Annotated in this window: 21 protein-coding genes and 1 tRNA gene; 14 read left to right on the top strand and 8 right to left on the bottom strand. The window is 61.3% G+C overall.

The window, feature by feature from the left end:
• Positions 1-6: 6 nt before the first annotated feature.
• The 3 genes from AC13Q5_RS05150 to AC13Q5_RS05140 all read left to right on the top strand — a co-directional run bounded on the left by AC13Q5_RS05150 (position 7) and on the right by AC13Q5_RS05140 (position 1,951).
• Complete coding sequence (locus tag AC13Q5_RS05150; protein ID WP_488501011.1) at positions 7-675, top strand: GntR family transcriptional regulator; 669 nt, start codon at positions 7-9, stop codon at positions 673-675.
• A 263-nt stretch (positions 676-938) separates the two neighbouring features.
• The gene (locus AC13Q5_RS05145) at positions 939-1,529 is read left to right on the top strand and encodes a biotin transporter BioY (RefSeq protein WP_457879747.1); all 591 of its coding nucleotides are present in this window, start codon (positions 939-941) and stop codon (positions 1,527-1,529) included.
• Positions 1,526-1,951, top strand: a complete 426-nt coding sequence (locus AC13Q5_RS05140) for a DUF1284 domain-containing protein (protein WP_488501010.1) — start codon at positions 1,526-1,528, stop codon at positions 1,949-1,951. The genes AC13Q5_RS05145 and AC13Q5_RS05140 overlap by 4 nt, the downstream gene beginning before the upstream one ends.
• A 98-nt stretch (positions 1,952-2,049) precedes the next feature.
• Here the strand turns inward: AC13Q5_RS05140 and AC13Q5_RS05135 are convergent, their stop codons facing one another.
• Positions 2,050-2,775 carry an ArsR/SmtB family transcription factor gene (locus AC13Q5_RS05135; protein ID WP_488501009.1) on the bottom strand — a complete coding sequence of 242 codons (726 nt, stop codon included), beginning with the start codon at positions 2,773-2,775 and terminating at the stop codon, positions 2,050-2,052.
• Positions 2,776-2,847: 72 nt separating this feature from the next.
• Between AC13Q5_RS05135 and AC13Q5_RS05130 the strand changes: the two genes are divergently transcribed.
• The 3 genes from AC13Q5_RS05130 (at position 2,848) to AC13Q5_RS05120 (ending at position 4,764) form a co-directional block, all read left to right on the top strand.
• A complete protein-coding gene (locus AC13Q5_RS05130; RefSeq protein ID WP_488501008.1) occupies positions 2,848-3,177 on the top strand; it encodes an NIPSNAP family protein in 330 nt (109 codons plus the stop codon).
• Positions 3,174-3,521: an antibiotic biosynthesis monooxygenase family protein gene (locus AC13Q5_RS05125; RefSeq protein ID WP_075855505.1), complete on the top strand. Its 348-nt coding sequence runs from the start codon at positions 3,174-3,176 to the stop codon at positions 3,519-3,521. The genes AC13Q5_RS05130 and AC13Q5_RS05125 overlap by 4 nt, the downstream gene beginning before the upstream one ends.
• 112 nt (positions 3,522-3,633) lie before the next feature.
• On the top strand, positions 3,634-4,764 hold the full coding sequence (locus AC13Q5_RS05120; protein ID WP_075855504.1) for a site-specific DNA-methyltransferase: 1,131 nt from the start codon (positions 3,634-3,636) through the stop codon (positions 4,762-4,764).
• A gap of 175 nt (positions 4,765-4,939) precedes the next feature.
• Here the strand turns inward: AC13Q5_RS05120 and AC13Q5_RS05115 are convergent, their stop codons facing one another.
• From AC13Q5_RS05115 to mutY, 3 genes are read right to left on the bottom strand one after another with little or no spacing between them, the layout of a single operon-like run.
• The gene (locus tag AC13Q5_RS05115; RefSeq protein ID WP_457879750.1) at positions 4,940-5,305 is read right to left on the bottom strand and encodes a nuclear transport factor 2 family protein; all 366 of its coding nucleotides are present in this window, start codon (positions 5,303-5,305) and stop codon (positions 4,940-4,942) included.
• A 4-nt stretch (positions 5,306-5,309) separates the two neighbouring features.
• Positions 5,310-5,924, bottom strand: a complete 615-nt coding sequence (locus tag AC13Q5_RS05110) for an HAD family hydrolase (RefSeq protein ID WP_075855502.1) — start codon at positions 5,922-5,924, stop codon at positions 5,310-5,312.
• A complete protein-coding gene (mutY, locus tag AC13Q5_RS05105; protein WP_457879847.1) occupies positions 5,921-7,036 on the bottom strand; it encodes an A/G-specific adenine glycosylase in 1,116 nt (371 codons plus the stop codon). The genes AC13Q5_RS05110 and mutY overlap by 4 nt, the downstream gene beginning before the upstream one ends.
• Before the next feature lie 95 nt (positions 7,037-7,131).
• On the opposite strand from mutY, the gene AC13Q5_RS05100 reads away from it, so the two are divergent.
• From AC13Q5_RS05100 to ppdK, 5 genes are all read left to right on the top strand, one after another.
• Positions 7,132-7,626: a DUF721 domain-containing protein gene (locus AC13Q5_RS05100; protein ID WP_095434185.1), complete on the top strand. Its 495-nt coding sequence runs from the start codon at positions 7,132-7,134 to the stop codon at positions 7,624-7,626.
• 168 nt (positions 7,627-7,794) lie between these two features.
• Positions 7,795-8,484 carry a DsbA family protein gene (locus AC13Q5_RS05095; protein ID WP_075855500.1) on the top strand — a complete coding sequence of 230 codons (690 nt, stop codon included), beginning with the start codon at positions 7,795-7,797 and terminating at the stop codon, positions 8,482-8,484.
• Between the two features lie 144 nt (positions 8,485-8,628).
• Positions 8,629-12,090 (top strand): chromosome segregation SMC family protein, encoded by a 3,462-nt coding sequence (locus tag AC13Q5_RS05090; protein WP_488501007.1) that lies wholly within the window; start codon positions 8,629-8,631, stop codon positions 12,088-12,090.
• A 137-nt stretch (positions 12,091-12,227) separates the two neighbouring features.
• Positions 12,228-13,553 carry a hemolysin family protein gene (locus AC13Q5_RS05085; RefSeq protein WP_075851934.1) on the top strand — a complete coding sequence of 442 codons (1,326 nt, stop codon included), beginning with the start codon at positions 12,228-12,230 and terminating at the stop codon, positions 13,551-13,553.
• A 271-nt stretch (positions 13,554-13,824) separates the two neighbouring features.
• A complete protein-coding gene (ppdK, locus tag AC13Q5_RS05080; protein WP_488501006.1) occupies positions 13,825-16,491 on the top strand; it encodes a pyruvate, phosphate dikinase in 2,667 nt (888 codons plus the stop codon).
• 23 nt (positions 16,492-16,514) lie between these two features.
• Here ppdK and AC13Q5_RS05075 read toward each other — a convergent pair whose 3' ends face one another.
• Positions 16,515-16,796, bottom strand: a complete 282-nt coding sequence (locus AC13Q5_RS05075) for a hypothetical protein (protein ID WP_075851936.1) — start codon at positions 16,794-16,796, stop codon at positions 16,515-16,517.
• A gap of 92 nt (positions 16,797-16,888) precedes the next feature.
• Positions 16,889-17,305 carry a hypothetical protein gene (locus AC13Q5_RS05070; RefSeq protein ID WP_488501005.1) on the bottom strand — a complete coding sequence of 139 codons (417 nt, stop codon included), beginning with the start codon at positions 17,303-17,305 and terminating at the stop codon, positions 16,889-16,891.
• 343 nt (positions 17,306-17,648) lie between these two features.
• Here AC13Q5_RS05070 and AC13Q5_RS05065 point away from each other — a divergent pair, with 343 nt between their 5' ends.
• On the top strand, positions 17,649-18,581 hold the full coding sequence (locus tag AC13Q5_RS05065; RefSeq protein WP_457879754.1) for a DUF1499 domain-containing protein: 933 nt from the start codon (positions 17,649-17,651) through the stop codon (positions 18,579-18,581).
• A gap of 6 nt (positions 18,582-18,587) precedes the next feature.
• Here AC13Q5_RS05065 and AC13Q5_RS05060 read toward each other — a convergent pair whose 3' ends face one another.
• A complete protein-coding gene (locus AC13Q5_RS05060) occupies positions 18,588-19,496 on the bottom strand; it encodes an MBL fold metallo-hydrolase (protein WP_075851938.1) in 909 nt (302 codons plus the stop codon).
• Positions 19,493-19,795 carry a cupin domain-containing protein gene (locus tag AC13Q5_RS05055; RefSeq protein WP_075851939.1) on the bottom strand — a complete coding sequence of 101 codons (303 nt, stop codon included), beginning with the start codon at positions 19,793-19,795 and terminating at the stop codon, positions 19,493-19,495. The genes AC13Q5_RS05060 and AC13Q5_RS05055 overlap by 4 nt, the downstream gene beginning before the upstream one ends.
• 158 nt (positions 19,796-19,953) lie before the next feature.
• On the opposite strand from AC13Q5_RS05055, the gene AC13Q5_RS05050 reads away from it, so the two are divergent.
• Positions 19,954-20,028 (top strand) — tRNA-Gln (locus tag AC13Q5_RS05050).
• A 160-nt stretch (positions 20,029-20,188) separates the two neighbouring features.
• The gene (locus tag AC13Q5_RS05045; RefSeq protein ID WP_488501004.1) at positions 20,189-21,262 is read left to right on the top strand and encodes a glycosyltransferase family 2 protein; all 1,074 of its coding nucleotides are present in this window, start codon (positions 20,189-20,191) and stop codon (positions 21,260-21,262) included.
• Positions 21,263-21,272 lie beyond the last annotated feature (10 nt).

Here is a 21,272-nt window from a genome sequence, read left to right as displayed (position 1 = left end):
TCGGCCATGGCCAAGGAGCGCGACGATACCATTGCCAGCCGCATCAGCCGGGTGCTTGCCGACCGCATCATCCGCGGCGAGCTCGCGCCCGATGCGCGCCTGCGGCAGGATCACATCGCCGAGGAGTTCGGTACCAGCCATGTGCCCGTACGCGAGGCGTTCCGGCGGCTGGAAGCGCAGGGGCTGGCAATCAGCCTGCCGCGCCGCGGCGTACGCGTCGCCTCCTTCGATCTCAAGGAAGTCCGTGAGGTCGCTGAAATGCGCGCAGCCCTCGAAGGCCTGGCGCTCAAGCACGCGGCCCCGCACCTGACCTCAGCCATTCTGGACGAGGCCGAACAAGCAACGCGCGACGGCGATGCCGCCGGCGACGTTCATGCCTGGGAGGAAGCGAATCGACGTTTCCACCGCCTGATTCTGGCGCCTTGCGGCATGGCGCGGCTGCTTGCCGCCATCGATGATCTGCATGCCGCCAGCGCACGCTTTCTCTTCTCTGCCTGGCAATCCGGTTGGGAGAAGCGCACGGATCACGACCACCGCGCCATTCTGGCGGCCTTACGTCAGGGCCGGGCCGATGAGGCAGCCGTGATCCTGCAGAAGCATGTGCAGTGGATCGGCCGTGCCCCGGTTCGCACACCTTCCGGATCGACGCGCGAAGCCTTCGCAATCGTCGGCTGAAATTATAGATAATTTTAAGATGAGTGACTGAGCATGCCTTGAGGGCGGTGCTCTGTCGGAGCTTCTGACGGTCTGTCGTCGCGGCGTCTTGGTTGGCGCGCAGCTGCAGCTCACTGCGCCTCCTGGATTTTATTGCCCTTATTTTTCAACGCTATTTCGCATTTGGTCGAAATATCGAGCGCTTGCCACTTGTCTGATTTCGCGATCTCTCTCATAAAATAGATGAGACTGAAAAATTATCTATAATTTTGAAAGGAGAGCCTATGTCCCTGTTGCAGCATCATGATGAAGTCGCTTTCGATCCGCTCCGCCTCGGGCAGCGTTCGTTTGTTACCAAGGCTGTGTTCGTTCTTGCGGGAACGCTGATCCTGGCGCTGGCTTCGCAAATCGCGGTGCCGATGGTGCCGGTGCCGATCACCATGCAGACTTTTGCGATCACCATGATCGGTGCGCTTTACGGCTGGCGTCTGGGCGCGGTCACTGTTCTCGCCTGGCTGGGCGAAGCCGCGATCGGCTTTCCGGTGCTGGCCGGCGGAGCAGGTGGCATTGCGCCGTTCATGGGTCCGACGGCGGGTTATCTGGCATCCTTCCCGATCATCGCTGCCCTTGTCGGCTGGCTTGCCGAGCGCGGCTGGAGCGGCAATCGCGTCGTGCGCAGTTTCCTTGCCCATCTCTCGGCCAACATTCTCTGCCTTGCGATCGGTGGCGCATGGCTTGCGGCGCTTATCGGTGCGGAAAAGGGCTGGCTGCTTGGCGTTGCGCCATTCATCCTCGGTGCCGTGCTCAAGTCGGCGCTTGCAGCTGCGGTGCTGAAGACCATCCAGGTCTATAGCGGCAAGGCGCGTCTGAATTGACCGTCAGGCTTCGCGCCCATCATCTGCTCTGCATGCTGACTTTCGTCGGTGAAGGCTATACCTCGGCCTTCACCGACAATTATCGCCGCATCGCCGAGCGGCTGTCGGAAGGGGAGGAGATCAAACTGGTCTCCGGCCCCGACGACATCTGCGCGCCGCTCCTGAACGGGGAGGAGCCGCATTGCTTCAAGGCTTCGGTCATCGAGCGGGATGCGGCTGCCCTTGCCGATATCGCGGCATTGTTGGGCGAGGAGATCGGCCCCGGAACCGTATTGGTGCCGGATGCCAGGCTGCTTTCCAAGCTCCGTCGGAATTTCGCCAGCGGTGAAATCCGTCACGCCTGCCTCGGCTGCGAATGGGGCGATCTTTGCAGCCGCATTGCTGACAGCAATTTCGGCGGTGTCCTGATCAAGGCAGCTTAGGGCAATTCCAGGAAAAGTGCGCCGCGGTTTTCCGTCCGGAATTGCGTGAAAACAAAGAGATAGAGCGGTTCATGGATTCCGCGAAAAGCTGAACCACTCTAGGGTCCGACATCCGGTTCGGGTTGTGTGATATCGTCACTCAACTCGAGCGGAAAAAGCGCCAGAAACCGGCGCTCGCCTTCGGGCGTGAAGAAGATCGAGCGGCTGTTTTCGGTGCGTCGCGCCCATCCCTTGTCGAGAAAATTCGAAAGCAGCGCCTTGCCAAGACTGCCGGCGAGATGCGCGCGTCTTTCGCTCCAGTCCAGGCACGAGCGGCAAAGTGGGCGACGGCTCGAACGCAATCCGGAGACATCGATGCCGATCGATCCCAAGTGCTTCTCGCCGTCGGCCGTCAGGCTCAAGCCTTCTCCCATGACAGAGATCGAACCGGTCTCTATCAGGCTGTCGAGCATGCGCACGCCGTAATCGCCGGCGAGATGGTCGTAGCAGATGCGCGCCTTGCGCAGCGCCGGCTCCTTCGGGCCGGGGCGATGACGCAGATGGCCGCGGCTTGCGGCAAAACCCATGATGCCCTCAAGCAGCTTGCCGACGCGATCGTCTGCCAGCGTGAAATAGCGATGGCGGCCCTGCTTGCGTTGCGCCAGCAGGCCGCCCGATTCGAGCTTGGAAAGATGAGCACTGGCGGTCTGCAGCGTCACGCCGGCCGCCGCCGCCAGTTCCGTTGCCGTCAACGCCCGGCCACCCATAAGCGCCGTCAAAATATTCGCTCGCGCGGGATCGCCGATCAGCGAGCCGATCTGTGCAATATCAGGACCTTCCTTCATACTTCGATCGTAACCGAACCATCTCCGTCCTGCAATGTGCGAAAACGTCTGCATCAGCAAAGGAGAAAGCCAATGATCACCTGTTTCATCCGCTATCAGATCGACCCGTTCAAGCAGGAAGCCTTCGCGGAATACGGCAAGGCCTGGGGCCAGATCATCCCGCGCAACGGCGCCGATCTGATCGGCTATTTCGCTCCGCACGAGGGTTCGCTGACGACCGCCTATGGCATTTACAACATCGACAACCTCGCCGCCTATGAGGACTACCGCAAGAGCCTCGCGGCCGATCCAGAGGCGCGGGCCAACCTCGATTTTGCCAGAAGAGAGCGTTTCATCTTGCAGGAGGATCGTATTTTCCTGAAAAATGTCTCTCTGCCGCATGCTCCGAGGATCTCGCCGTGATCGCAGTTATTTTCGAAGTCGTCCCGCATCCCGATGAACGTCAGCACTATCTCGACATCGCCGCAAGGCTGCGTTCCGAACTCGAAACGATCGACGGCTTCGTCTCCATCGAGCGTTTCGAGAGCCTTAGCCAACCGGGCAAGATTCTCTCTCTATCCTTCTGGCGCGACGAGGCAGCCGTTCGTGAATGGCGAAACCGCGAAGCGCACCGTGCCGCGCAGAAAGCGGGGCGGAAGACGGTCTTTGCTGACTATCGCTTGCGTGTCGCACAGGTGCTTCGCGATTACGGCATGACGGAGCGTGCCGAAGCGCCAAATGACAGCCACGCCGTACACGATATCTAGCGCTTTCAACGCGAATGCGGAAAATATGACGCCGCTTTAGCCTTTGGTAACCAAGTTAGGTAACCATAACACTCAGTTAAGAGCACCGAGTAAGTGTAACAGCGAGTATCAAATGGCGTCAGTTTTCCCGCTTGCCGACCTCAGGACATCAGCAGTTCCGGGGTCCTGGATCGACACGATCATCAAGGGCGATTGCGTGGCCGCTCTTGAGGCACTGCCCAATCAATCCGTCGACGTCATCTTCGCCGACCCGCCGTACAATCTCCAGCTTGGCGGCACGCTGCATCGTCCGGACCAGTCGCTGGTTGACGCCGTCGATGACGAGTGGGATCAGTTCGCCTCCTTCGAAGCCTATGATGCCTTCACCCGCGCCTGGCTGCTCGCCTGCCGCCGCGTCCTGAAGCCGACGGGCACGATCTGGGTCATCGGCTCCTATCACAACATCTTCCGCGTCGGCGCGACCCTGCAGGATTTGAACTTCTGGATCCTGAATGACATCGTCTGGCGCAAGACCAACCCGATGCCGAATTTCAAGGGCCGCCGCTTTCAGAACGCGCATGAGACGATGATCTGGGCAAGCCCGAACGCCAAGGCCAAGGGCTATACCTTCAATTACGATGCCATGAAGGCTGCCAACGACGACGTGCAGATGCGCTCCGACTGGCTGTTCCCGATCTGCAACGGCAATGAGCGGCTGAAGGGCGACGACGGCAAGAAGGTGCATCCGACGCAGAAGCCGGAAGCGCTGCTGGCCCGCGTGATCATGGCCTCGTCCAAGCCCGGCGACATCATTCTCGATCCCTTCTTCGGATCGGGCACGACGGGCGCCGTTGCCAAGCGTCTCGGCCGCCACTTCGTCGGCATCGAGCGCGAGCAGGATTATATTGACGCCGCAAGCGCCCGCATCGCTGCCGTCGAGCCGCTCGGCAAGGCGGAGCTGACCGTCATGACCGGCAAGAAGGCCGAAGTGCGCGTCGCCTTCAATACGCTCATCGAAAGCGGCCTCATCAAGCCCGGCCAGGTGCTGACGGATGCCAAGCGCCGCTATAGCGCCATCGTCCGCGCAGACGGCACGGTCGCCTCCGGCGGCGAGGCTGGCTCCATTCATCGCCTTGGCGCTAAGGTCCAGGGCCTTGATGCCTGCAACGGATGGATGTTCTGGCATATCGACGACGGCCGTTCCCTGCGTCCGATCGACGAACTCAGAGCCATCATCCGCAGCGATCTGGCAAAGGTTGAGTAGTCTCAGCTGCTAAACGGGTTCGGTTTCAAAGCCGCCCCACGGCTGCCGGACACCTCTCAGATCGATATATCCGTCTTCTTCCGTCGTGTACCTCCAGTTGGGAAGAAGGCGAGACACCCAGGGCCTTACCGGACATATTGAGCGGTAAGGCCCTGGGTGTTTTCAGTTTCGGATCTCAGAAGTCTTGGTAATCGGTAACGTCGACGCGCACGACGCGGCCATCCTCGTTAAAGGTGATGGTTTCCTCGCCCTCGCGGATCAGCGGCTTGCCCGTCTTGCTGTTGGTGGCACGAACCGACCAGATGGCACGGCCGGAAAGCGGCGTCAGTGTCTCCACCAGCGAATTGGACGCGGTCTGATCCGGATAGGTATCGAAATAGCCGCGGAAAGCTTCCATGATCGCCGCGCGGCCGGCAAGGCTGCCGACACCGTTCGAGACATAAGTTGCGTCTTCGGCGAAGAAGTTCTCAATCGCCACATAGTCGAGGCGATTTATCGCATCGTGGAACAGGTCGATACGCTCTGCGGGGTCGAAGATCATCGGCTCAAACCTTTATACCATAGGCGGCGAGATCGCTACGCAGCTTCTCGGCACCGGTGAAGTGAACTGCATGCCAGCCGGCAGCGCGCGCGCCTTCGACGTTCGGATAGGAATCGTCGATGAAGATCGTCGTGGCGGGATCGAGATCGAAGCTTTTGGCGTGGGTGTCGTAGATCGCGACATCCGGCTTGATCAGGCCGATATCGCCGGAAACTGTTACGCCGCGCGGCTTCTTGAGAAAGGGGTAGCGTTCCTGCGCCTCGCGAAACGTGTCGGAGGCGAAGTTGGTCAGCATGGTGACGTCGCGACCTTCGGCGATCAGCTGTTCCAGAATGGCGACGCTGTCGTCATAGGCGTGCGGCACCATCTCGTGCCAATATTTGCGGAAGGCGCGAATCTGCTCTTCACGCTCCGGATGGTCGGCGATCAGCAATGCTTCGGCATCTTCCCAGGTGCGGCCGCGATCCTGTTCGATGTTCCATTCGCTGGTGCACACATTGGTGAAAAACCAATCGCGCTCGGCACCGTCGGGAATGATGCGGCTGTAGGGGAGGCTCGGATCGTAGTGAAGCAGAACCCTGCCGATATCGAAAACGATGTGCCGTATTTCCGTCGTCATGAATGAATTCCTGATTTTTGCTCTAAAGGCATTTTTGCGAACGCATTCGGAATAGCCTGAGCGATCGCTTTTTTCATGACTGTCGGGAGCGCCTGCTCTTCAAGATTTGTAACCGGCGCCCACCATCCGTCATGGTTGTCCGCGTGTGAGACGGATCTCGCGCGCCAGATCGACAGCCGCAGTTCGAAATGGGTGAAGACATGCGTCACCGTGCCTGCCGGCTGCCAGTCGGCCGGGAAGGGAGCCGCCTCGCTGCCTGTTGCGCCATCGATACGCGCCGTCCAACCCGTCGTCGGCACTTCCGTCATGCCGCCCAGCAATCCGCTTTCGATGCGACGCCGCAGGAAGATTTCGCCCTCGTCATTGACGGCGACGAAGGCCGCGCCATGTCGCACCGGCTTCTCCTTCTTGGCGGCCTTGACCGGAAAACGCTCGGGATCATGCGTGGCGAGCGCCTGACAGGCACCGTTGAAGGGACAGAGCGAACAGACCGGACGCTTCGGCGTGCAGATCGTTGCCCCGAGATCCATCATCGCCTGGGCGAAATCGCCCGGCCGTTCGGCGGGCGTCAGAAGAGTGACCTTCTGCTTCATCAGCGGCTTGGCGCCGGGCAACGGCGCGGAAATCGCATAGAGGCGGGAAATGACGCGTTCGACATTGCCGTCCATCACGGCGGCCTGGCGATTGAACGCAATGGCGGCAACGGCGGCGGATGTATAATCGCCGATCCCCGGAAGCGCGCGCAGACCTTCCTCGGTGTCCGGAAAGCGGCCGCCGTGATCGACTGAAACCGCTTCGGCGCATTTTTTCAGATTGCGGGCGCGTGCGTAATAGCCCAGTCCGGCCCAGGCGGCCATGACATCGTCATTTGCCGCCGCGGCGAGATCGTCGACCGTCGGCCAGCGCTCCAGGAATTTTGCGAAATAGGATTTGACCGCCGGCACCGTCGTCTGCTGCAGCATCACTTCCGACAGCCAGATGCGATAGGGATCGGGCTTGATGCCGCGTGCGGCCATCGCTGGCGAGACGCGCCAAGGCAGGTCGCGGTGGTGTCTGTCGTACCAGGCAAGCAGCGATGCGGCCGTGGGGGATTGTAAAGTCGTCGTCATGATTTGCCGCGTCGAGGGGAAGTGCTCTATACTTGGCCAAGCTGCGTCGGGCGATCAAGGTCCAGAACGTACAAAGCGTGTGCCGGAACCCCATTGCGATGAGTTATCCCCGAAAAGGCGAGAAGCAGATATCCGAGCTGACCAACGGTATCGTTGACCCCGTGCTGGCAAAGCGCGCCGGCATCAATACGACGTTGCTCGGCTGCTGGGACGAAATCGCCGGCGAAGACTTTGCCGACTGCACACGGCCAGAAAAGATCGCCTGGGCCAAGCGAACCGGCCCGGGCATGGACGACCGCTATCAGCCGGGCGTGTTGACGATCGCCTGCGAGGGTGCTCGCGCACTCTTCCTGACCCACGCACAGGGCGAGCTCATCCAGCGCATCAACAGCTTCTTCGGCTTCTATGCCGTCAATCAGATCCGTATCGTGCAGAAGCCGGTCTCGGTCGCGTCCAAACGTTCGCGGACGCCGCCGCCGCTGAAGGGCGAGGCGGCGCGCAAGCTGGCTGACATGATGGACGGCATCGAGGATGAGAAGATCAGGGCCGCCGTCCAGCGCCTGGGCACGGCCATGGCCTGGAAGAGGCGATAGGGCTGGACCAAACTGCCAGTTTTTTGAATTGCGGGCAGAATTTAAGTTGTCTGTCTTTGCCAGGTCACAATTCTTTGAAGAAAGTTGGCCAACCGTGCCTTGTTAGCGGCAAGCTGCCGTTATATCGCATGAAACATTCGAAGACCTCTTTTAACGACGGGTGACTCTATGCCGATGTCTGACATGCTCTTGACCAAACGCCATCTGCTGGGCGGCTCTGCCGTTGCAGCCCTTTCCGTGGCGTTCTCTGCCTTTGCCGACACCGCATCCGCTGCAACCGCCGAAGATGAAGTGCCGCCGTCGGACGGAAACGTCGACATGAACGAAGTGCTGAAGCCCGGCCCGCTGCCGGAAATCGCGCTTGGCAAGCAGGATGCGCCCGTCAAGATCGTTGAATACATGTCGCTGACCTGCCCGCACTGCGCGAATTTTGCGGTCAAGACCTTCGACACGATCAAGCAGAAATACGTCGATACCGGAAAGGTTCTCTTCATCATCCGTGAGTTCCCGTTCGATCCGCGTGCGGCTGCAGCCTTCATGCTCGCCCGTTGCGCCCCGCAGGAACAGTACATGCCGATGGTCGAAATGCTGTTCAAGCAGCAGATCGCCTGGGCCTCGCCAGACGTCGACGGCCGTGCCGCGCTGCTCCAGATGTCGAAACTCGCTGGTTTTACTGAGGATAGCTTCACGAAGTGCTTGACGAACCAGAAGCTTCTGGATGATGTCAACTCTGTACGGGAACGCGCAGCCAAGGATTTCGGTGTCAATGCCACGCCGACCTTCCTGATCAATGGCAAGCGCTATGCAGGGGACATGTCTGTTGCCGCCATGTCGAAGCTTATCGACAGCCTGCTCTGATCCGCGCCTTTTTCGATCACAGGCGGGCGGCCGAGGTCGCGCGCCTGTGATTGCCCTCTTTGAATTCGAGTTTGGAGCGATCGCGCTTCCGATGTCGGCATTGTTGACGACCTTCTCCTCGCAGGGGAGAAGAGGGCATTGCCCATGAAATTCAACAGACTGAGACTTGTCGGCTTCAAATCCTTCGTCGAACCGGCGGAATTCGTCATCGAGCGCGGCCTGACCGGTGTGGTCGGCCCGAACGGCTGCGGCAAGTCCAATCTTGTCGAAGCGCTGCGCTGGGTGATGGGCGAGAATTCCTATAAGAACATGCGTGCTTCCGGCATGGACGACGTGATCTTCTCCGGATCGGGGAATCGCCCGGCGCGCAACACCGCCGAAGTCGGCCTTTATCTCGATAATAGTGACCGCACCGCACCAGCAGCCTTCAATGATAGCGACGAGATCCAGGTCACGCGCCGCATCGAGCGCGAACAAGGCTCGGTCTATCGCATCAATGGCAAGGAAGCGCGTGCCAAGGATGTGCAGCTGCTGTTTGCCGATGCTTCCACCGGCGCCCGCTCGCCCTCTATGGTCGGGCAGGGGCGTATCGGTGAGCTGATCCAGGCAAAGCCCCAGGCGCGCCGCCAGCTCTTGGAAGAGGCCGCCGGCATTTCCGGCCTGCATTCGCGCCGGCATGAAGCCGAGCTGCGCCTGCGCGCCGCCGAAAGCAATCTCGAGCGGCTGGACGATGTGACGTCGCAGCTCGAAAGCCAGATCGAGAGTCTGAAACGTCAGGCGCGTCAGGCCAACCGTTTCAAGATGCTGTCTGCCGATATCCGCGCCCGCGAGGCCATGCTGCTGCATATCCGCTGGGTGCAGGCCAAGGAGGCTGAGGCCGAGGCCGACAGCGCACTCAACCAGGCAACCGTGCTGGTCGCCGAAAAGGCGCAGATCCAGATGGAGGCGGCAAAGGCCCAGGGCATTGCCAGCTTCAAGCTGCCGGAACTGCGCGACGACGAGGCGAGGGCCGCTGCCGCCCTGCAGCGCCTGCAGATCGCCCGCTCGCAGCTGGAAGAAGACGTCAACCGCATCCTGCGCCGTCGCGATGAGTTGATCCGCCGCTTGGCGCAGCTGGCCGAAGACATCAGCCGCGAGCAGCGCCTTGTCGCGGACAATGCCTCCATCCTTGCCAAGCTGGATGCCGAAGAGGCTGATCTTGCAGACATCCTCGCCGATTCCGGCAGGCTTGCCGAGGAGACGCGCGTCGCCTTCGAGGAGGCCGCTGCCAAGCTCGCCGACAGCGAGCGGATTTTCACGGCTCTGACCGCAGAACGCGCCGAAGCCGCTGCCGCCCGCAATCAGCTGGAGCGCGCCATCCGCGATCTCGCCGATCGCAAGATGCGGCTGGAGCGCCAGGCCAGCGAAGCGAACGGCGAGCTTGCTGCCATCGATGAGAAGATGGCCGATTTGCCCGACCCAAGCGAAAAGCGCGAGATGGTCGAGGCGGCCGAGAATGTCGTTGCCGATGCAGAAGGCGAGATCCAGCGTGTTGAAGTGGTTCTCGCCAAGGCGCGCGAAACCGAGGCGCTGTCGCGCGGGCCGGTCGAACAGGCGCGGGCACGCCTGAATGCGCTCGAAACCGAAGCGCGCACCATTTCGAAGATGCTGGCGGCGGGTGATACATCCGGTGCCTTTTCGCCCGTGGCCGAGGAGCTGCGTGTCGACCGTGGCTTCGAGACGGCGCTCGGTGCCGCCCTTGGCGACGATCTGGAATCCTCGCTGAATTCCGAGGCGCCGGTCTATTGGTCCGACAATGGCAGCGGTGCCAACGATCCGGCCCTGCCGGAGGGTGTCGCCCCTCTGATTACCCATGTCGGTGCGCCGGCCGCATTGACGCGGCGCCTTCGCCAGATCGGCCTCGTTTCGGCCGAAGACGCCTTGCGATTGATGCCGGACCTGAAGCCGGGCCAGCGGCTGGTGACGAAAGATGGCGCCGTGTTCCGCTGGGACGGTCATGTCACCGGCGCTGATGCGCCGAGTGCGGCCGCCCTGCGGCTTGCCCAGAAGAACCGGCTTTCCGAGCTGGAGGCTGAAGCCGAGCTTGCTCGCGATGTGCTTGTCGAGGCTGAGGAGCGCCTTTCGGCCGCCGCCGATGCGATCCGGGGCGAAGAGGGTCGTTTGGCGACTGCTCGCGACGCCAGCCGCCTTGCCGCCAGGCATCTGGCCGAGGCGCGAGAAGCGCTCGCTGCCGCAGAGCGCGCTTCTGGCGACCTCATCCGCCGCCGCGACGTGATCGTCGAAGCCGTCAGCCGGCTGCAGGAGCAGCTGGAAGATGTGGCTATGCAGGATGAAAATGCCCGTATCGAACTGGAAGATGCACCGAATCTCGACGCCATCGATCTGAAGCTGCGTGACCAGCAGGCCGAAGTCGCGACGGATCGCGGCGTTCTGGCCGAAGCCCGTGCCCGCCACGAGGGTCTGAACCGTGAGAACGAGGCGCGTCAACGTCGTCTCCTCGCGATCCGGCAGGAGCGCGACACCTGGCGCCAGCGTGCGGCCAGCGCCGAGGAGCACATTCAGACGCTGCGCGACCGTGAAGAGGAAGCGCGCGAGGAAGCGGCCGAACTCGATCTCGCCCCGGACGAATTCGACGACAAGCGCCGCGCCTTGATGAGCGAGCTGCAGAAGGCCGAAGATGCCCGCCGCCAGGCCGCCGACCGCCTTGCCGAGGCCGAAGTCGTGCAGCGCGAGGCCGATCGTCATGCGGCAACCGCACTCTCCGAACTGGCGGAAAGCCGCGAAAAGCGCGGCCGTGTCGAGGAGCGGCTGGTGTCTGCCCGCGAACGCCGGCAGGAAAGCGAACTGCGCATCCGCCAGTCCCTCAACGTCGAGCCACATGAGGCCATGCGCCTGACCGGACTGTCAGCCGTGCAAAACGTGCCTGACCTCCGAGAGGTCGAGCGCGAACTGGAACGGCTGAAGGTCGAGCGCGAGCGTCTCGGTGCCGTCAACCTGCGCGCCGAGGAGGAGAGCAAGGAGTTGACGGAACGGCTGCAGGCGCTGATCAAGGAGCGCGATGACGTCATCGACGCCATCCGGAAGCTGCGTGGCGCGATCCAGAGCCTCAATCGCGAGGGCCGCGAACGTCTGATCGTCGCCTTCGACATCGTCAATGCGCAATTCCAGCGCCTGTTCACGCATCTTTTCGGTGGGGGCACGGCGGAACTGCAGCTCATCGAGTCGGACGATCCGCTGGAGGCGGGCCTCGAAATTCTCGCCCGCCCGCCGGGCAAGAAGCCGCAGACCATGACGCTGCTGTCCGGCGGCGAGCAGGCGCTGACGGCCATGGCGCTGATCTTTGCCGTGTTCCTCACCAATCCCGCCCCGATCTGCGTTCTGGACGAAGTGGACGCACCGCTCGATGACCACAATGTCGAGCGCTACTGCAATCTGATGGACGAGATGGCGGCTTCCACCGAAACCCGCTTCGTGGTCATCACTCACAATCCGATCACCATGGCCCGCATGAATCGCCTCTTCGGCGTGACCATGGCGGAGCAGGGCGTTTCGCAGCTTGTCTCTGTCGACCTGCAGACCGCCGAACGGCTGCGCGAAATCGCCTGAGGGCGTCACTGCGTACGATGATAAAACTGTTCCCGTTTCGACAAGAAATTGCTCTGTCGTCTGCCGCACAGCCCTAAAGCGTGCTAGCGTCGTCTCTAAATCAACAACATGGGCGCTGATCTGCCCGGAAGGGAAGTATGTCTGACTCGACTGGCGGTATTTTCGATTTCCTCGGAATACTTGCCGTATTGCTGCTCGTTGCCGCCAACGGCTTTTTCGTTGCGGCCGAGTTCTCTCTGGTATCCGTCCGCCGCAGCCGCGTAACGGAACTCGTCGCCGAAGGGCGGATGAATTCCAAGGCACTGCAGAAGGCGGTCGATAATCTCGATGCCAATCTGGCGGCCACGCAGCTCGGCATCACCATTTCTTCGCTGGCGCTTGGCTGGGTCGGTGAACCCGCCCTTGCTCATTTGCTGGAACCGCTGCTCGATTTCCTGCCCGGAACATGGGCTGCGGCTAGTTCGCATGCGATCGCCGTCGTCATTTCCTTCATCATCATCACCGCGCTCCACATCGTCCTCGGCGAACTCGCGCCGAAGAGCTTGGCCTTGCAGCGTAGCGAAGGTACTGCGCTCGGCGTCGTGCGGCCGCTTGGACTGTTTCTCTTTCTATTGCGCCCGGCAATCACCGTCCTCAATGGCCTCGGCAATCTCGTGCTCCGCCTTTTCGGGCTGCGTCCCGGTGCAGGCGAGGGCTCGCTGCATTCGCCGGCCGAGATCAAGCTTCTGATCGCGGAAAGCCAGGAAGCTGGCCTGCTGGAGCAGGCACAGCAGGATCTGGTCGAACGCGTCTTCAATATCGGCAATCGCGACGTTTCCAATATCATGACGCCGCGGCTAGAGGTCGAATGGATCGATGCCGACGATACGCCGACGGAGATGCAGAAGACCATTCGCGAAAGCCGTTTCGAGCAGCTTCTGGTCGCGCGCGGATCGATCGACGAGCCGATCGGCATGATCCTGAAAAAGGATCTCCTCGATCAACTGCTGAACGGCGAGCCGTTGAACCCGATGGCCGTCATCCGTCAACCACTGGTCGTGCATGAGGCGACGGCGGTCTTCAAGGTGCTCGAAAGTTTCAAGCGCGCACCCGTGCGCCTTGCCATGGTCATCGACGAATATGGTAGCCTGGAAGGTATCGTCACCCAGACGGATTTGCTGGAAGCAATCGCCGGCGATCTGCCCGACATGGAAAACGACACGCCTGATGTCGTCGAACGCGCCGACGGGTCGCTGCTGATGGAGGGCATGATGCCGGTCTATGACGCCTTCGCGCGGCTTGGTCTGCGCGAGGGCGAGGAAGACGTCACCTTCCACACGCTCGCAGGCTTTGCCCTCTACCAGCTTGGCCATCTGCCCGAGGTGGGCGAAAGCTTCTCCTTCGGCGGCTGGCATTTCGAGATCGTCGATCTCGACGGCATGCGGATCGACAAGATCCTGGCCCAGCGCGAGCCGCAAGCTTAGAGCAATTCCAGGAAAAGTGCGTGAGCCGCTTTCCGTACGGAATTGCGTGAAAACAAGGAACTGGAGCGGTTCAGAGGTTCCGTGAAGAGCTGAACCGCTCTAGCCGTTAAGCCACTCTGAATTGCCCCGGAAGCTCCCGATTTCGATCAATCGATTGAAATCGGGAGCTTCCGGGGCATATTTATTGTGCAGTGCAACATTTTGCCATATTTGTCGATTTTCATTTGTGCTGCAGTGAATTAAGTTCAACCGGAGGAGTTGGACGGAGACAATGACGAATTGGGTTTACACATTCGGCGACGGCAAGGCCGAGGGGGGCGCCGGCGATTTTGAACGGCTCGGCGGCAAGGGCGCAAACCTTGCCGAAATGTGCAATCTCGGCCTGCCGGTTCCGCCGGGCCTGACGATCGTCAGCGACGTCTGCACCTTCTATTACAAGAATGGCCGCAAGATCCCCGACGAGTTGAAGCCGCAGGTCATGCGAGGTCTGCAGCGGATGGAGGCGATCACCGGCCGCAAGTTTGGCGATACAGAACGGCCGCTGCTGGTGTCCGTGCGTTCCGGCGGCCGCGCCTCGATGCCGGGCATGATGGATACCGTTCTCAATCTCGGTCTCAATGATGCCACGGTGCAGGCGCTCGGCCATGATGCCGGCGACGCCCGCTTCGCCTGGGACAGCTACCGCCGCTTCATCCAGATGTATGCCGATGTCGTCATGGGCCTCGACAATGAGGTCTTCGAAGAGATCCTGGAGGATGAGAAGGCGCGCTTCGGGCATGAGTTCGATACCGATCTCACCGCCGTCGAATGGCAGCACGTCGTTTCGATCTACAAGACCGTCATCGAAGAGGAGTTAGGCCAAGCCTTTCCGCAAGAGCCGGAGGTTCAGCTCTGGGGCGCCGTCAGCGCCGTTTTCGCGAGCTGGATGAACGCTCGCGCGGTTACCTATCGGCAATTGCACAACATTCCCGAGGCCTGGGGAACTGCGGTCAACATTCAGGCAATGGTGTTCGGTAACCTCGGCAATTCGTCGGCGACCGGCGTCGCTTTCACGCGCAATCCGTCGACCGGCGAAAAGGAGCTTTACGGCGAATTCCTTGTGAATGCGCAAGGCGAGGATGTCGTTGCCGGCATCCGCACGCCGCAAAGCATCACCGAAGTCGCTCGCATAGCCTCCGGTTATGACAAGCCGTCGATGGAAAAGCTGATGCCCGAGGCCTTTGCCGAGTTCCGGGGCATCTGCGCGCAGCTGGAAGCGCATTATCGCGATGTTCAGGATCTGGAATTCACCATCGAGCGCGGCAAGCTCTGGATGCTACAGACCCGCAATGCCAAACGAACGACCAAGGCAGCGATGAAGATTGCCGTCGATATGGTCGACGAGGGGCTGATTACCGAGGACGAAGCTGTCTCCCGCATCGAGCCGTCGACGCTGGATCAGCTCCTGCATCCGACGATCGATCCGCGCGCCCGCCGCGAACTCATTGGCTCCGGCCTGCCCGCATCGCCGGGTGCCGCCACCGGCGAGATCGTCTTCACGGCCGAAGAGGCGATCATTGCCGAGGAAGAGGGCCGCAAGGCCATCCTCGTGCGCATCGAGACGAGCCCGGAAGACATTCACGGCATGCATGCTGCCGAAGCGATCCTGACGACGCGCGGTGGCATGACCAGTCATGCGGCCGTCGTTGCCCGCGGCATGGGCATTCCCTGCGTCGTCGGCGCCGGCACCATGCGCATCGACATGCGCAACGAGAAGCTGATCGGCATCGGCGTCATCTTGAAGAAAGGCGATATCGTCACGATCGATGGCTCCACCGGCCAGGTGCTGAAAGGCGAAGTGCCGATGATCCAGCCGGAGCTGTCGGGCGATTTTGGGCGCATCATGGCCTGGGCCGATCGCTCGCGCCGCATGACGGTGCGTACCAATGCCGACACACCCGCCGATGCCCGTGCAGCCCGTTCTTTCGGCGCCGAGGGCATCGGCCTATGCCGTACCGAGCACATGTTCTTTGAGGGCGATCGCATCCATGTGATGCGTGAGATGATCCTCGCCGAAGACGAGGCGGGGCGTCGCGCCGCCCTTGCCAAGCTCATGCCGATGCAGCGGCTCGATTTTACCGGCCTGTTCACCATCATGCACGGCCTGCCTGTCACCATCCGCCTGCTCGATCCGCCGCTGCACGAATTCCTGCCGAAGACGGATGAAGAGATCGCCGAAGTGGCGGGGATCATGGGCATGGAGCCTGCCGGCCTGCGCCAGCGCGTCGATGCGCTGCACGAATTCAATCCCATGCTCGGCCATCGCGGCTGTCGCCTGGCGATTTCCTATCCGGAGATCGTCGAGATGCAGGCCCGCGCGATTTTCGAGGCCGCGGTTCTGGCCGCACGCGAAACAGGCGCGGCCGTTGTGCCCGAAATCATGGTGCCGCTCGTCGGGCTGCGCTCGGAGCTGGATTACGTCAAGGCTCGCATCGACGAGGTGGCGCGCGCCGTCATGACCGAAGCGAAGATGAAGATCGACTATCTCGTCGGCACGATGATCGAGCTGCCGCGCGCGGCATTGCGCGCCCATATCATCGCCGAGGCTGCCGAATTCTTCTCCTTCGGCACGAACGACCTGACGCAGACGACATTCGGCATGTCGCGCGACGATGCCGCCGCCTTCATCCCGACCTATCAGCGCAAGGGCATCATCGAGCATGACCCCTTCATATCGCTCGATTTCGACGGAGTAGGCGAACTCATTCGCATTGCCTCCGAACGCGGTCGCCGCACCCGTAACGACATGAAACTCGGCATCTGCGGCGAGCATGGTGGCGATCCCGCTTCGATCCATTTCTGCGAGGATATTGGGTTGGACTACGTGTCCTGTTCCCCCTTCCGCGTGCCGATTGCGCGGCTTGCCGCAGCGCAGGCGGCGATCAGGGGACGAGCCTGATTATCTAAGCTGGGGCATGCCGGTCAGCGGCGCCAGTAGCCGCGATGATAGTAATATCCCGGGCCGCCAACGACGATCGTCGGTCCCCAGAAGAAATCATCGTTGCTTTCCATGAAAGCCCGCTGGTCCGCACGCCGGCTAAGATCCTGGTTCATCAGGCAATTGGCGAAGTTCTGAGTGCCCGGTTTGAAGCCGTAGCCGCTGCATCTGGATGCGTCCGCGGCGCGGATTTCCTCCGCCGTCTGGCAGGAGGAGAGCACAAGCGTAATGGCGAGAAGAGATAGGGCGGAAGCAGCGATACGCATGACTTGGTGTCCTGAATGCAGATGTGCAGGCACGAATTATAGCGCCGCGCGCGATGGCGCGAAAGGCGTATTACCGCCGTAGGCCAGGTTGCTTACGCTGCTTCCTTCGGCTTTGCCGGCAGCCTCTGCAAGAGATCGACGAAGGCATCGGCGAAGCGCAACAGGTGCTTGGTCTCCTCATCCGGCTGCAGCAAACGAATTTCTGCGCCATCTTCGTCCAGCGCGGCAAAGAGTGTGCGCATCGTCGCATCGCTTTCGGGAATCCGGATGACAGCCAGCCTGCGGCAATCGGAGATCAGTCCTGCCGCGGGCAGATCGAAGAGGAAGTCGCCGTGCACTGCTGAGGCGGCGTGCCGCACGGCCTCGCAAAAACCCGGTTCCCCGCCGGAAAAACCTTCGAGCGAAAGCTCTAGCTCCAAGAGCTCCATCGGCAGAATAGGATCGCCTGTATCAGCTCCGGCAATCGCCGCGCCCGGCAGCGCCTTGGCAGCGACGTCTTGAGAAAGCATCGGTTCCATCTCATCAAGTCCTTTCAAAGCCTCGATAAAACGCTAAAGAATGGCCTTTTTTAGGAATTTAAGCAAGCGCTCACGTTTTTGGTCTAGGCATGGCGCGCAAAAGTGCGCAGCGGTTTTGCGGTAACGACATGCGAAGAAACGAGACCGAAAGCGCAAGGAGCGAATCTTTGAGATCGCGACGCGCTTTAGGCGTTACTCGTTTGGACCTTGAGAGAACATTGCATGTTGGTGCCGTGACATTCGATTTATTTTCGCCGTTTCTTGATCTAAAAATAAGTCGTTTTCTGGGATTCGGTGCATCCGGCTTCCGATCCGACGTGCCGACGAGCTCTTGATGACCATTCGCTTCGACCGTCCCGTTTCACATGCCGCCCGCGCCGCGCGTTTGATCGCTTCGTTTGCATTGGTGCTCTGCGGAGTGACATTGATCGGTCACCGCTTCGCGCCGCTGGAAACGCCTTATTTCGTGCTGCTGCTCCTGATTTCTGCCGGCTGTGCCATCCTGGCGGTGCTGCTTGCACTGGTCGGCCTTGCCCAGCTCTGGCAGAGCGCTGCCATTGGCGGCGTCTCCGCCGTCAAGGCGCTCGTCTATGCCGCCCTGCCGCTCGCCATTTTCGGCTTCGGCGCCGAGCGCTATTGGACCCGGCCGCATATCTACGAGATTTCGACCGATCTCAACGATCCGCCGGAATGGCTGGCAACACCGGATGCGCGGCAACTGTGGTTGCCATCGCGCCATCTCGTGACGCAGCAGGAACGCGAGGCGCAGTTCGATGCCTATCCTGCTTTGATCAGCCGCCGCTACGAGGGGGCTGCCGACCGCGTTCTGGAGGCGGTGCGCAAGGTCGCGCATGATTATCACATCACAGTCGTCAAGGCCGAGGGCGCCGATGTCGCCGATCCCAACGGCAACGTGAAGCCGAAACGCCGCACACGCCCGCCGACGATCAATCCCACACAGGATGACAGCGCCGGCGGCGATGTGCCCGCCATCGTTCCGGTGCCGACGCCGCGTCCCTTCCGTGACGGAGTGGCGGAACTCATCCGCCAGAATACCGATGTCATCCTGCAGGGCGAAACCCGCACCCGCATTTTTGGCCTGCCATGTGACATACTGATCCGTATTCGCGAAGAGGCGGAAACGACGCTTGTCGATATCCGTGTCGCGTCCCGCTATGGCCAGGACGATCTTGGCGTCAGCGCCGATCTGGCCGATGGCTATCTGAAAGCACTGGATGCGGAATTGCTCGGCATCGCCGGAAGCTGAGGTGGCTCACGCCGGGCGATAGGCTCCGAAGAGCGCCGGCGGGCCATCGGTTTTCACCTGGCCCTTCTCGACCAGATCTTCCAGATGTGCCAGCACCGAAAGCGCGGCCGCTCCATGCAGGCGCGGGTCCGTATCGCGATAGATGGCTTTCACCATGTCAGGGATCAGCCGGTCGCCGGCCTTGATGCGTTCCAGCACGGCGCGCTCGCGCATGCGGCGATGGGTTCTGAGGCCGCGCATGAAGGAAGCGGGCTCCTTCACCGGGCCGCCATGACCCGGCAGGAACAGCCGGTCTTCGCGGGCAAGAAGCCTTTCCAGCGAGGCCATATAATCCGCCATGGAACCATCCGGCGGTGCGACGATCGAGGTCGCCCAGGCCATGACATGATCGGCGGAGAAGACAATGCCGGTGCCATCGAGCGCGAAGCATGCGTGGTTTGCCGTATGGCCAGGCGTCAGCAGCGCCGTCATCTGCCATCCGTCTCCCGAGACGCTTTGACCATCGGCAACCACAATGTCAGGCTGAAACTCCATGTCGGAGCTTTCGGCGAAGGGATTGATTTCGCCCTGATGGAGCGGCCGAGCGGCCCGATGCGGCCCTTCGCCGACGGTCAGTGCCCCCGTTGCCTCCTTCAGCCGCTTCGCCAGCGGCGAGTGATCGCGATGGGTGTGGCTGACGAAGATATGCGTGACCTCGCGCCCCTTCAGCGCCGCCATCAGGGCGGCGAAATGTTCCTCGTTCTCCGGGCCGGGATCGATGACGGCGACGGAGGAGGTGCCGACGATATAGCTGTTGGTGCCGTGAAAGGTAAAGGCACTGGGATTGTTGACCGTCATCCGTTCGATGCCGGGCGCGACGGAAACGGCGCGGCCATAGGCGGGGTCGAAGGCAAGGTCGAAGTCAGGCGTGTTCATGATTGCTTGTATTCGATTTCGATAAAGGACATAGGCTCTGTGCCGGCATTGACGACATTATGCTCGACGCCGGCCTCGCGCCGATAGGCGGCGCCCCTGGCAATGTCGACACGTCGGCTGCCGCCGGGCTCCTCCAGCAGAAACTGGCAGTCGGTCATCGGCACCACGACATAGCCAAGGCCGTGGACATGGTGTCCGGTATCGGCGCCGGGCTCGAAATCCCAGCGCGTGATGCGGCAGACGGCATCATCGAGAAGCACGGTGGGCACGGCCGGCGGGCGGGCGCGAAACGGGCTCATCGGACCTCCTTATTTCAAATGCACTGCAGCAAGACCTATCATAGCCGCCTGGAAAGCACACAGAAATATGCATCCGCGCATCACTTAGTCATTGTAGCGGGATGCGACCTTTGCTAATCAGACGCCGATTTGGCTGGTACAGCCGCCATTTCCTCTGTTGGGGCGTCGCCAAGCGGTAAGGCACCGGTTTTTGGTACCGGCATTCCCAGGTTCGAATCCTGGCGCCCCAGCCATATGTTTCCCAATATCCTAAACGGACTACAGCGATAGACTTTGCAGTGTCAGAGATATTGTCTGAGAAAATTTCCGTCGTAAGCGTCGTTATTCCACCACTTAAATATTGTTTGACCATTTTCCTCCACTGTAGTCGCCGTCATCTCGATACAGGCGATCATGAACCACGCTCCCCAGGAACTGCTGCTTTCCATCGTTGCCCCCTGCCACAATGAGGAGGAGGGGCTTGGCGAATTCTGCCGGCGTGCGGAAACGACGGCGCGGGGCATCGCCGGCGAAGCCTTCGAGATCGTGCTGGTGGATGATGGGTCTACCGACGGCACCTGGGAGGTCATTGCCGCGCTTGCTGCGAAGGTGCCGCATGTGCTTGGCGTGCGCCTCATGCGCAATCACGGTCACCAGCTGGCCGCTACCGCCGGTCTTGCCGCCTCGCGCGGCGAGCGGGTGTTGTTGATCGATGCCGATCTTCAAGACCCGCCGGAACTGTTGCTGATGATGATGCCGATCATGGATCGCGGTGCGGATGTCGTCTATGGCCAGCGCGTGCGCCGGCAGGGGGAAAGCTGGTTCAAGCTCGCCTCCGCTTCTCTCTTCTATCGGCTGCTGTCGCGGCTCGCCTCGGTTGCGATCCCGCGCGATGTCGGCGATTTCAGGCTGATGCGGCGGCGCGTCGTCGATATTCTGCTGGCGATGCCGGAGCGGGATCGTTTCATCCGCGGCATGGTGAGCTGGATCGGTGGCAGGCAGGTGGCACTGCCCTATGAGCGCGATGGACGTTTTGCCGGCACGACCAAATATCCGCTGCGCAAGATGATCAATTTCGCGATCGACGCCATTACCAGCTTTTCAACCGTGCCGCTGCGCATCAGCACATGGCTCGGCCTTGCAAGCGCCGGCTGCGCCGCCTTGCTGCTGCTCTATACGTTCGTCCGCTGGTTTGCCGGGGAGACGATCGTCGGCTGGTCGAGCATCATGGCCGCCATCACTGCTTTCAGCGCCATCCAGCTCATCTGCATCGGCATCATCGGCGAATATGTCGGCCGCTTGGTGCAGGAGAACAAGCGGCGGCCGATGTTCATGATCGAAAGCCTGTTGCAGGGTGGCCGATCGCTCGATATTCCCGGCGGCTTTTCCGACATGGACGCAGCAGGTAAACGCCGCACGCTTGATGACGCCTTGAATAATTCCGGCGAAGCGGCTGCCAGCGCGGAGCAGGCGAGGGCAGTTCGCTGATGCCGCGAGG

Source organism: Martinezella sp. CNPSo 3964 (assembly GCF_057784375.1).
Note: the sequence above shows the minus strand (reverse complement) of the source record. Positions and strands in the feature narration are given on the sequence as shown.